This window comes from Enterobacter cancerogenus, assembly GCF_019047785.1.
Lineage (GTDB): Bacteria > Pseudomonadota > Gammaproteobacteria > Enterobacterales > Enterobacteriaceae > Enterobacter > Enterobacter cancerogenus.
The window spans coordinates 1,258,762-1,270,452 of sequence record NZ_CP077290.1 but is presented as its reverse complement, the minus strand read 5'-3'; the positions used below and the strand labels follow the sequence as shown (position 1 = coordinate 1,270,452).

10 protein-coding genes are annotated in these 11,691 nt (G+C 58.0%); 3 read left to right on the top strand and 7 right to left on the bottom strand.

Features of this window, described 5'->3' with window-relative positions:
• Positions 1-208: 208 nt before the first annotated feature.
• The 7 genes from speFL to kdpF form a co-directional block, all read right to left on the bottom strand.
• Positions 209-313 carry a leader peptide SpeFL gene (gene speFL / locus I6L58_RS05905; RefSeq protein WP_003858645.1) on the bottom strand — a complete coding sequence of 35 codons (105 nt, stop codon included), beginning with the start codon at positions 311-313 and terminating at the stop codon, positions 209-211.
• Between the two features lie 291 nt (positions 314-604).
• A complete protein-coding gene (kdpE, locus tag I6L58_RS05900; RefSeq protein ID WP_088207679.1) occupies positions 605-1,282 on the bottom strand; it encodes a two-component system response regulator KdpE in 678 nt (225 codons plus the stop codon).
• The gene (gene kdpD, locus I6L58_RS05895) at positions 1,279-3,966 is read right to left on the bottom strand and encodes a two-component system sensor histidine kinase KdpD (RefSeq protein ID WP_088207678.1); all 2,688 of its coding nucleotides are present in this window, start codon (positions 3,964-3,966) and stop codon (positions 1,279-1,281) included. The genes kdpE and kdpD overlap by 4 nt, the downstream gene beginning before the upstream one ends.
• Positions 3,967-4,542 (bottom strand): potassium-transporting ATPase subunit KdpC, encoded by a 576-nt coding sequence (gene kdpC / locus I6L58_RS05890; RefSeq protein ID WP_058610541.1) that lies wholly within the window; start codon positions 4,540-4,542, stop codon positions 3,967-3,969. It abuts the gene before it with no gap.
• Between the two features lie 12 nt (positions 4,543-4,554).
• Positions 4,555-6,603 (bottom strand): potassium-transporting ATPase subunit KdpB, encoded by a 2,049-nt coding sequence (kdpB, locus tag I6L58_RS05885; protein WP_088207677.1) that lies wholly within the window; start codon positions 6,601-6,603, stop codon positions 4,555-4,557.
• 16 nt (positions 6,604-6,619) lie between these two features.
• Positions 6,620-8,299: a potassium-transporting ATPase subunit KdpA gene (kdpA, locus tag I6L58_RS05880; protein ID WP_088207676.1), complete on the bottom strand. Its 1,680-nt coding sequence runs from the start codon at positions 8,297-8,299 to the stop codon at positions 6,620-6,622.
• The gene (kdpF, locus tag I6L58_RS05875; RefSeq protein WP_015386886.1) at positions 8,299-8,388 is read right to left on the bottom strand and encodes a K(+)-transporting ATPase subunit F; all 90 of its coding nucleotides are present in this window, start codon (positions 8,386-8,388) and stop codon (positions 8,299-8,301) included. The genes kdpA and kdpF overlap by 1 nt, the downstream gene beginning before the upstream one ends.
• Before the next feature lie 308 nt (positions 8,389-8,696).
• Here kdpF and I6L58_RS05870 point away from each other — a divergent pair, with 308 nt between their 5' ends.
• The 3 genes from I6L58_RS05870 (at position 8,697) to I6L58_RS05860 (ending at position 11,681) form a co-directional block, all read left to right on the top strand.
• Positions 8,697-8,903: a YbfA family protein gene (locus I6L58_RS05870; RefSeq protein ID WP_088207675.1), complete on the top strand. Its 207-nt coding sequence runs from the start codon at positions 8,697-8,699 to the stop codon at positions 8,901-8,903.
• 611 nt (positions 8,904-9,514) lie between these two features.
• Positions 9,515-10,927, top strand: coding sequence for a deoxyribodipyrimidine photo-lyase (phrB, locus tag I6L58_RS05865; protein WP_088207674.1), 1,413 nt, complete (start codon positions 9,515-9,517; stop codon positions 10,925-10,927).
• Between the two features lie 10 nt (positions 10,928-10,937).
• A complete protein-coding gene (locus I6L58_RS05860) occupies positions 10,938-11,681 on the top strand; it encodes a type 2 GTP cyclohydrolase I (protein ID WP_042321437.1) in 744 nt (247 codons plus the stop codon).
• The last annotated feature ends 10 nt before the right edge of the window (positions 11,682-11,691 follow it).

Below are 11,691 nucleotides of genomic sequence, written 5' to 3'. Positions count from 1 at the left end.
AAAAAGAAATCGAACGTTATCCGGAAAAAAGCAAACGGTGGCCGCTGATTGAAAATCAGTGGATTGCTTTTTGCAGAATACGATTCAGTCCGCCCGGTAGCGGATGAGTCTGAATCAGGAGAAATGAACGCAGGTGTTCACAGGCAAACGCCTGTAAGAGAAGGTGTTTTAAAACAACCTGTCAACAGATGCGCCAGAAGTCGAAGGACTACCGGGCGTTAAAGAGATGAAAGTCGAAGCAGTTACGATGCGCAAACATCATAATATGAGTTGTTCGCCTTATATGCGGCATTAAACGGTTGTTGTTTTCCATGCTTATTTTCCTTTCAGTAATTGAAAGCACGGCCATTTTATCCTGGAAAATGGGTTTAACTGTGAAGCAGATCACCATTAAACGATCATTTCAGAAATAAATATGCGCTTTTGATGAATATAGCAGATCAAAATGCTGTTTTGTGAATTTTATGTTATTTTTGTGTTTTGGAAATGTGTTTTGGAAATGTGTTTTGATGGCGGAAAATAAGTAAGGCACTGCCTTTCGGTTTATTTTCTCATTATTACCGGCGGGTTTTTGTTTTTATTTGAAATTAATGTGAATAACTATTCAAAGCATAAACCGATAACCGATACCGGTTTCAGTTAATAAATGGCGGGGGCGTGCGGGATCAACTTCAAGTTTTTGACGAAGGTGGCCCATATAAATGCGTAAATAGTGACTATGTTCGACGGCATTAGGTCCCCAGACCTGACTTAACAGCTGGCGCTGGGTCAGAACTTTGCCGTGATTGTTGAGCAGCACCGCCAGCAGGCGGAACTCGATCGGCGTGAGGTGGATCTCCTCGTCACCGCGAAGGATGCGCCGCACGGCGAGATCGACCTGGATCTCGCCAAAAGTATATACCGGGTCGCTGGGGGAGGGGGCACTGTGCCGACGCAGCGCCACGCGTAGCCGCGCCTGCAGCTCGCCAATACCAAAGGGTTTGACCAGGTAATCATCCGCTCCGGCATCGAGGGCGGCAATTTTATCCGTCTCTTCGGTGCGGGCAGAGAGCACCAGAATGGGCATCTGGCTCCACTGGCGCACCTCACGAATAAAATCGATGCCGTCGCCATCCGGTAGCCCTAAATCCAGGATCACCAGGTCCGGCTTGCGGGTCGCGGCCTCGATCAGCCCGCGCTGTAGCGTACCGGCTTCGTGGACGCGTAAGCCGTCGCCTTCCAGCGCGGCGCGCAGAAAACGGCTAATGGCGAGCTCATCTTCAACAATCAGGACGTTAATCACAAATCCTCTGGTAATTCATCAAGTTCGGGCGGGACATCAAGAGGAAGTGTAACACAAAAACGTGCGCCACCTTCCGGGCGGTTGGCTGCCGAAAGGGTACCGCCATGCACCTCAACGATGGCCTCGCAAATCGCCAGCCCAAGCCCGACGCCGGGAATGGCTGACTCTTTATTGCCGCGCGCAAACTTCTCAAAAATGGCCTGCTCCTGACCCTGCGGGATGCCCGGCCCCGTGTCCCACACCTCCAGGCGCAGCGCCTGTTCTTCCACGAAAGCATTCATGCCAATCTGCGCCTTCGGCCCCGCATATTTACCGGCATTTTCCAGCAGGTTGATCAGCACACGTTCGAACAGCGGGCCGTCAACATGGATAAGCGTAAGCGGCTCCGGCATATTCAGCGCGATATGGCGGCCGCCGAGACCCGGCTCCAGCATCTTCAGCGCGCTGCCAACCACTTCTTCCAGCGTCAGCCACTCTTTTTTAAGGTTAAACCCGCCGGACTGGATGCGCGCCATATCGAGCAGGTTGTTCACCAGGCGCGTCGTGTTCAGCACGTGCTCGCGGATCTCGCTGGCCTGCATCGCGTGTTTAGACCCTTCAGCAGCGAGATCCAGCGTCAGGATCTCAGACTGACCAAACAGGACGGTGAGGGGCGTGCGCAGGTCGTGCGAGAGCGCCGCCAGCAGCGAATTACGAATGCTTTCCCGCTCGCTCGCCAGCCGGGCCTGCTCCTCGCTGGCGGTGAGGGCCAGCCGCTCAAGCGCGCTGGCAACCAGCAGCGTGAAGGTCTCCAGCAGCCGCTGCTGCTCGGGGATCATCAGCTGGCGCAGGTTGGACGGCTCGACAATGACCAGCCCGTGATTTTTATCCGCGCTGCGCAGCGGCAGGATCTGATACGGCACTCCCGGCAGGGTATCCGTGCCCGCACCTGCCGGTAAGCCCTTGTCAAAACTCCAGCGCGCGATGGCTTCATCCCAGGGCGTCATGCCCGAGGTCGATGTCAGCGGGCGCAGTTTGCCGTGCTCATCAGGAAGCAGGATCAGGCTGCTGGCGTGAAAGGTCGAGCGGATAAACTGCTCGCTGGTCTGGACGATATCTCGCGGCGTGCGGCCGACCGCCAGCGATTTGGACATCTCGTATAAATGCCGCGTGCGTTGTTCGCGGTAGCGGGCAATACGCGCCTGATAGCGCACGCCTGCCGTCAGGTTCCCGATAACCAGCCCGACGGTAAGCATCACCCCAAAGGTGAGAATGTACTGCACATCCGAGACGGCGAGCGTCCCGCGAGGGGCAATAAAAAACAGATCGAAGCTGACCACGTTGAGAACCGTTGCCAGCACCGACGGCCAGCGTCCGTAAAACAGCGCCACGACAACCACGCCGAGCAGGTAAATCATCACCAGGTTGGCGGCATCGAAGGCAATCAGCCACTGGCTGGCAATCAGGGTGATCAGGGCGCAAAGTACCGCGGCCACCAGACAGCCGCGAAGCTGGATGCGCCACTTTTCACTAAACGTGCGGGCGTCTGGCGTTCGGCCAGGAAGGGGGGTGGGTTTATCATCCAGCGCGACGATCACCAGGTCCAGATCCGGCGCGCGGCGCGCCAGCCTGTCGGCGAAGGACTCCCGGCTCAACCAGCGACGCTGCTGACGGCGGCCAATCACAATCTTGCCGAGGTTGTGCTCGCGGGCGTAGCGCAGGATGGCTTTATCTTCCTGCGGGTCGGAGAGGGTGGCCGTTTCCGCCCCCAGCTCCTGTGCCAGCCTGAGCGCGCTTAAAATCGCGCGCCGCTGCTGTTCAGGCAGGGCGTGAAGCTGCGGCGTTTCAACGTACACCGCGTGCCAGACGCTGCCGAACTTCGCGGCGAGGCGGGCGGCGGTACGGATAAGCTTCTCATTCCCGCTGCTGTGACCAATGCACAGCAGAATGGCGTCCCGGGTATGCCAGACTCGCTCCTGTCCCTGCAGATCGCGCCAGGCGCGCATCTGGTCATCAACGCGATCCGCCGTGCGCCGCAGGGCCAGCTCGCGCAGGGCGATTAAATTGCCTTTGCGGAAAAAATGTTCGATGGCACGCTCGGCCTGCCCGGCAATATACACTTTTCCTTCGTGCAGGCGCTGGCGCAGATCGTCCGGCGGCAGGTCGACCAGCACCACTTCGTCGGCGGCGTCAAAAAACGGATCGGGAACCGTTTCCCGTACCTGTATGCCGGTCACACCGCTGACGACGTCGTTGAGGCTCTCCAGATGCTGAACGTTGACCGTGGTGAATACGTCGATGCCGGCTTCCAGCAGCTCTTCCACGTCCTGCCAGCGTTTAGGGTGGCGGGAGCCTGGCGCATTGCTGTGCGCCAGTTCATCCATCAGAATCAGAGCAGGACGGCGGGCGAGGGCCGCGTCAAGGTCGAACTCGGTGACCAGCCGCCCACGGTGGTTGATGCGGCGAGCCGGCTGCACGGCAAGCCCCTCCAGCAGCGCCGCCGTCTCTTTACGACCGTGCGTTTCGACAACACCGATAAGAATATCAAGCCCCTGCGCCCGCAGCCGCTGCGCTTCAGTGAGCATCGCGAAGGTTTTTCCGACCCCCGCGCAGGCCCCGAAGAAAATTTTCAGCTTGCCGCGATGGGCTTCCGCCGTCTGTTCGAGCAGCCTGTCCGGATCCGGGCGCATCGGCTCGTCGGTCATTTAGTTTTTCCTTAGCGCGTCCAGCGCCAGATTGAGCTCAACAATATTTACGACAGGCATGCCGATAAAACTGACCAGCGGTGTATGGGTATGTTCTGTGACCAGCTGACTCACCTGTTCCACCGTCAGGCGACGCGCGGCAGCGACGCGTGGAACTTGCCACGCGACGGCCTCCGGCGTCAGGCTGTAATCCAGCCCGCTGGCGGACGCGGTGACCAGCTCCACCGGTACCTCACGGCTTGCCTGCGGGTTCGCGGCTCGCAGCGCGGCAACGCGTTCGGCGATGGCGGTATCCAGCGCCGGGTTGCTGCCCGCGAGGTTGCTCCCCCCGGATGCCATGGGATTATACGGGCTTTCGGCGGTGGCGGAAGGGCGTCCCTGGAAGTAGCCAGCGGCGGTAAAGTGCTGGCCGATCAGCCGCGAGCCGCGGGTTTCGCCGTCTTGTATGATCAGCGAGCCGTTGGCCTGGTCAGCAAACCACCACTGGCCCAGTGCGGTCGTCATCAGGGGATAAAGCCCGCCGGTTATCAGCGCCAGCAGAATAAACAGAAGTATAGCGGGACGTAACATCATCATGAGATTCACCTTTTAAACCAGCCCGAACAGGGTTAACAGCAGGTCGATCGCCTTGATCCCGATAAAGGGAACGATCAGCCCGCCGAGACCGTAAATCCACAGATTGCGGCGCAGCATCGCGGCAGCGGTCAGCGGCTTATAGCTCACCCCTTTTAGCGCCAGCGGGATCAGAAAGACAATAATCAGCGCGTTGAAGATCACCGCGCTGAGAATGGCTGACGCCGGGGAGTGCAGGTGCATCACGTTCAGCGCATCCAGCTGCGGATAGGTGGCGGCAAAGGCCGCCGGAATAATGGCGAAGTATTTCGCCACATCGTTGGCGATACTGAATGTTGTCAGCGAGCCGCGCGTCATCAACATCTGCTTCCCGATGTGTACCACTTCAATCAGCTTGGTCGGGTTAGAGTCGAGATCGACCATGTTGCCCGCCTCTTTTGCCGCCTGCGTACCGGAGTTCATCGCAACCGCCACGTCGGCCTGCGCGAGGGCTGGTGCGTCGTTGGTGCCGTCTCCGGTCATCGCCACCAGCCGACCTTCGGCCTGATACTGGCGGATCAGCGCCAGCTTGGCTTCCGGCGTCGCTTCGGAAAGGAAATCGTCGACGCCCGCTTCGGCCGCAATGGCGGCTGCGGTAAGACGGTTATCGCCAGTGATCATCACCGTTTTGATGCCCATCTGGCGCAGCTGAGCGAAGCGCTCTTTGATCCCGCCTTTGACAATATCTTTCAGGGCAATCACCCCGAGGACGTGCGAACCTTCAGCCACCACCAGCGGCGTGGCCCCCTGACGGGCGACGCTCTCGACCAGCGCGTCGACTTCTGGCGGGAAGTGGCCACTGTTGGCTTCAATGTGGCGACGGATGGCGTCGACGGAGCCTTTGCGGATCATCCGGTCCTGAATGTTGATCCCGCTCATGCGGGTCTGAGCGGTGAAGGGGACAAAGGTGGCGTGCAGGCTCTGGACGTCACGCTGGCGCAGGTTAAAACGCTGTTTGGCAAGAATGACGATACTGCGGCCTTCTGGCGTTTCATCTGCCAGAGACGAGAGTTGCGCCGCGTCGGCCAGCGTTTTTTCATCCACGCCGGGGGCCGGTAAAAATTCGGAGGCCTGACGGTTACCGAGCGTGATCGTCCCGGTTTTGTCCAGCAGCAGGACGTCAACATCCCCGGCGGCCTCTACGGCGCGCCCGCTGGTGGCGATCACGTTCGCACCAAGCATGCGGCTCATCCCGGCCACGCCGATGGCCGACAGCAGGCCACCGATGGTGGTTGGGATCAGGCACACCAGCAGGGCGACCAGCACGGTAATGCTTACCGCTGTTCCGGCGTAGGCAGAGAACGGCCACAGGGTGGCGGTGGCGAGTAAAAAGACCATCGTCAGGGCGATCAGCAGAATGGTCAGGGCGATTTCGTTCGGCGTTTTGCGACGCTGTGCGCCTTCCACCATGGCGATCATCCGGTCGAGGAAGGTCTCGCCCGGGTTGACGCCGCACTGGATCACCAGCCAGTCCGAAAGAATGCGCGTTCCGCCGGTCACAGAGGCGAAGTCGCCGCCCGACTCGCGGATAACCGGCGCTGACTCCCCGGTAATGGCGCTTTCGTCTACCGATGCGCCCCCTTCAATCACTTCGCCATCACAGGGGATAATGTCCCCGGCTTCGACCAGCACCACGTCGCCTTTGCGCAGCTCGTCTGCTGGCACCTGGTCCATCTGCGCACCGTATTTCGGCTCACGCAGTTTGCGCGCAAAGGCGGTCTTTTTCACCCCTTTCAGGCTGTTGGCCTGCGCCTTACTGCGGCCTTCCGCCAGCGCTTCGGCAACGTTGGCGAAGAGCACGGTAAACCACAGCCACAGGCTGATGGCTCCGGTAAACAGGGCGTTCCCCGGGAGATGCCCCGTTCCCATGGCAATCGCCAGAGCGGTGGTCAGCACGCTGCCGATCCAGACGATAAACATCACCGGGTTGTGCCACTGCACGCGTGGGCTCAACTTTTTCACCGCATCCATGAGGGCCTGGCGAACTAACGACGGTTCGAACAGGGCCAGTTGTTTACGACTCATGACAATTCTCCGCAAATCAGCGTAAAGAGAGGGTTTCCGCGACCGGGCCTAACGCGAGGGCGGGGATAAAGGTCAGGGCACCGACAAGCAGGACGGTGCCAATCAGCAGCCCGGTAAACAGCGCGCCGTGGGTAGGCAGCGTACCGGTGGTCGTGGGTTGGATTTTTTTATTCACCAGCGAACCTGCAATCGCCATCACCGGCACAATTACGCCGAAACGCCCAACGAACATGCAGAAGGCCAGCAGGCAGTTCCAGAACGGTGAGTTGGCGCTCAGGCCCGCAAAGGCGCTGCCGTTGTTATTGGCGGCAGACGAGACGGCGTACAGCACTTCGCTAAAGCCGTGGATACCCGGATTAAAAATGCCGCTGCGTCCGGCAACGGTCATTAGCGCCAGCGCGGTGCCGAGCAGCACGAGGGCAGGCGTAACCAGAATAGCCAGCGCGGTCAGCTTCATCTCGCGCACGTCGATTTTTTTACCCAAATACTCGGGGGTACGGCCAATCATCAGACCGGCGATAAACACCGCCAGCAGCACGAAAAGCAGCATGCCGTACAGCCCCGAGCCAACGCCGCCAAACACCACTTCACCGATCTGCATCAGCCACATCGGGATCATGCCGCCGAGTGCCGTAAAGGAGTCATGCATCGCATTCACCGCCCCGCACGAGGCCGCCGTGGTGACCACGGCATACAGGCTACTGGCGAGAATACCGAAGCGGCTCTCTTTGCCTTCCATATTGATATTGCTGCTGGCGCCTAATGGCATAAGGTGGCCATTGCCGTGCCATTCGGCCCACATCACCAGCGCAACGCAGACCACGAAGATTAACGACATGGCCCACAGCAACGTCCGTCCCTGACGGCGGTCATTAACCACCTCGCCAAACGCAAAGCACAGCGCCGAAGGGATCAGGAAGATGGCCAGCATCTGGACCAGGTTGGTCAGCGCCGTTGGGTTTTCAAATGGATGGGATGAGTTAGCGTTGAAGAACCCGCCGCCGTTAGTCCCGAGCATCTTGATGGCCTCCTGCGACGCGACAGGTCCCATCGGCAGAAGCTGCTGTGCCCCTTCAAGCGAGGTATAAGGGGTGTAAGGGTGCAGGTTTTGCAGGGTGCCCTGCTGGATAAAGAACAGGGCAATGATCAGTGCGATGGGAAGCAGGATCCACAGGGTAATCCGGGTCAGGTCGACCCAGGCGTTGCCCAGCGTGTTGACATTCTGACGCGCAAACGCCCGCGTCAGGGCAAAAATCACCGCGATACCGCTCGCCGCAGAGAGAAAGTTTTGTACCGTCAGTCCCGCCATCTGGCTGAAGTAACTGAGCGTGGTTTCACCCGCATAGGATTGCCAGTTGGTGTTACTGACGAAGCTGACCGCCGTGTTCAGGGCCAGGTGCCAGGACAGGCCGGGCAGCTGCTGCGGATTCAGCGGCAGGCTTCCCTGCAGCATCAGCATGGCAAACAGGACCGCCAGACCGATAATATTCAGCAGCAAAATGGCCAGCAGATACTGCCGCCAGGTCATCTCCCGATCGTGTGTTCCCAGAAGCCGCCACAGCGCGTTTTCAACGCCTGCCGTGCCCGGTAACGCCACGTTGTTGATCATCCGCGCGAGTAAGGAACCCAACGGCCTTGCCAGTAAGAACAGCACCAGCAGGAAGCTGGCAATAAGCAAAAACGCCTGAGCAGCCATCAGAATGCCTCCGCATTAATCAGGGCATAAACCAGATAACCCAATAACAGGAACACCAGCACGATGCCGGTAATCAGACCTGCACTCACAATTCACCTCCGGGTGACAGTTGTACTGGTGCTAACGGTAGGATTTACGGCGCAAAGATTTCGCAAAAATCAGAAGGGAAGGTGTAAAAAAAGTATAAAAATGGCAAAGCCACAATTTAACTATTGATAAGTAAATCGTTAACTTTTTTGTAACTTTGTTACGGCGTGAATGTAAATATTCCCTAAATGGCGAGAAATGAGTGGTCGGATGAGTAGTAAAATTACAAACAAAACGATATTATTTTATCCAGGTCACAGATTTCACATTTTCCGGATGACGTTTCCGGCCAACTACAGGGGAGAAAAATATGGATCTTTATAAAGAGTATCCGGCTTATATCGTTTTCATGCGTCGCACTTTCGCCGTAGTGGCTGGCGTGCTGGCACTGCCGGTGATGCTTTTCTGGAAAGACCGCGCACGTTTTTACAGCTATCTGCATCGCGTCTGGGCGAAAACCAGCGAGAAGCCGGTGTGGATGGATCAGGCCGAGAAAGCGACCTGCGATTTCTACTAAAAAAGAAAGATGACGCACAGTGATAAAAAAACCGCCAACAGCAATGTGGCGGTTTTTTTGTCCCTCGGGATTCGCGGTCCGTTGGGATAGATGGTTTTTCAAGCTCTCACCAGAGGTCTGCGATCTTACTGCTCAGCACTGAAGAATCAAACGTTGTGTCTCTAAATATAATCTTAAAAGGCCGTAGAGCGGATTCCAGTCCATATCAATGCCGACTACCATGCGTCGTCCCTTTCCGCCATCTCGCACATGGGCACCGGTCCCGGGAAAGGTGTAACCACAACCGTGAGTCAGGCTCTCACCAGAGCTTGTGTCCACCGACTTATCACCGGTGGTGAACGGTGGAGCGGTTAGCTGCAGGGACCGCATAATGAAACGCTATTTTTGCATTGCGTTCATTGTCGCCAGCGTACTCGTCGTTAAGAGTGATGAACCTTCCGCGTTCATTGCGTTAACCACGATAGCGCAGGACAAGTAGCGTTAAGGCCGCCCCGGGCGGCCTTTTTTATTTCATCGCGTCTACACTTCATGGCAAAGTACATAAAAGCCTGCCCCCTTTTTCCTTTGGTGGCATGCCCTTACGGACATAATGGACAATTGCCTGGAGTTTTATGCCCACCCATCTGGTTTGGTTTCGCGCGGATCTGCGCGTTCACGACAACATCGCCCTGGCGGCAGCCTGCCGCGCCAAAGACGCCCGCGTGCTGGCACTGTTTATTGGGACCCCCGAGCAGTGGCAGCAGCATGATATGGCACCCCGACAGGCGGCCTACCTCTGCGCGCATCTGAACGAACTGCAGCGCTCGCTGGGCGAAAAAGGTATTCCGCTGATCTATAAAGAGGTGAGCGATTTCTCTGCGCAACTGCAGGCGGTGCAGGCGATATGTGACGAGCATGATGTCACGCACCTTTTTTATAACTACCAGTACGAATTCAACGAGCAGCAGCGGGACCGTCAGCTGGAAAACCGGTTAGACACCGTGGTGTGTCAGGGATTTGATGACAGCGTTATGCTGCCGCCGGGCAGCGTGATGACCGGCAACCACGAGATGTATAAAGTGTTTACCCCGTTCAAAAACGCTTTTATCAAACGCCTGAAAGAGGCGCTGCCGGAGTGCGTCGCCGCGCCCGCCGCAAGGGGCGAAGCCTTAACGGATCTCCCCGAGCTGACGTTTGATTATCCTCAACAGGCGTTTGATGAAACTCTCTTCCCCGCCGATGAAAAAGCGGCCATCACGCAGCTGCGCCACTTCTGCAAACAGGGGGCGGCTGAGTATGAAAGTCAGCGGGATTTTCCCGCCGTCGAGGGAACCAGTCGGTTGTCGGCCTGTTTAGCACTGGGCGTGCTCTCTCCACGCCAGTGTCTGCATCGTCTGCTGGCTGAGCAGCCGCAGGCGCTGGACGGTGCGGCAGGCGCCGTGTGGCTCAACGAGCTTATCTGGCGCGAGTTCTATCGCCATCTGATGACTTATCATCCTGATTTATGTAAACATCGACCTTTCATCCGCTGGACTGAAAACGTCAAGTGGCAGCAAAACGACGATCGGCTCCGCGCCTGGCAAAACGGCATGACGGGCTACCCGATTGTCGATGCCGCGATGCGTCAGCTCAATGCAACCGGGTGGATGCATAACCGCCTGCGCATGATTACTGCCAGCTTTCTGGTAAAAGATCTGCTTATCGACTGGCGCGTCGGGGAGCGGTATTTTATTTCTCAGCTGATCGATGGCGATCTGGCTGCCAATAACGGCGGCTGGCAGTGGGCGGCCTCTACCGGTACCGATGCGGCACCGTATTTCCGCATCTTTAACCCGACAACCCAGGGGCAACGGTTTGACGCCGACGGCGAGTTTATCCGCCACTGGCTTCCGGAGCTTAACGAGGTGCCGGCTAAAGCGATCCATGAACCCTGGACGTGGGCGGATAAGCAGGGCGTAACGCTCGATTATCCTCGCCCCCTCGTCGACCATAAACAGGCGCGCGTCGCCACGCTGGCGGCGTACGAAGCGGCCCGTAATGCGTAAGAGAATGATGATGAACAACCACGAACTTGAACGACTGATTAACGAGAAGCTCAACACCGCCGCCTTCAGCGACTACGGCCCGAACGGCCTGCAGGTTGAAGGGCGCGATAAGGTGCAAAAAATTATCACCGGCGTGACGGCAAGCCAGGCGCTGCTGGATGAGGCGGTACGCCAGCAGGCGGACGCCGTGATCGTCCATCACGGTTACTTCTGGAAAAACGAAGCGCCGGTTATTCGCGGTATGAAGCGTAACCGGCTAAAAACGCTGCTGGCGAACGACATCAACCTCTACGGCTATCATCTGCCGCTGGACGCGCACCCGGAACTGGGAAATAACGTGCAGCTGGCGCAGCTGCTGGGGATCACCGTGAAGGGGGAAATCGAGCCGCTGGTGCCGTGGGGCGAGCTGGCGATGCCGGTTCCGGGGCTGGAGCTGGCCTCGTGGATTGAAGCGCGTCTGGGGCGTCGTCCGCTGTGGTGCGGTGACACAGGGCCGGATCTGGTGAAGCGCGTCGCCTGGTGTACCGGCGGTGGTCAGGGCTTTATTGATAGCGCGGCACGTTTTGGCGTTGATGCCTTCATTACCGGCGAAGTCTCCGAGCAAACCATCCACTCCGCCCGCGAGCAGGGGCTGCATTTCTACGCGGCGGGGCATCATGCAACGGAGCGCGGCGGCATTCGCGCGCTCGGGGAGTGGCTGACAGAAAATACCGATCTGGATGTGACCTTTATAGATATTCCTAATCCGGCCTGATGAGAGGTAG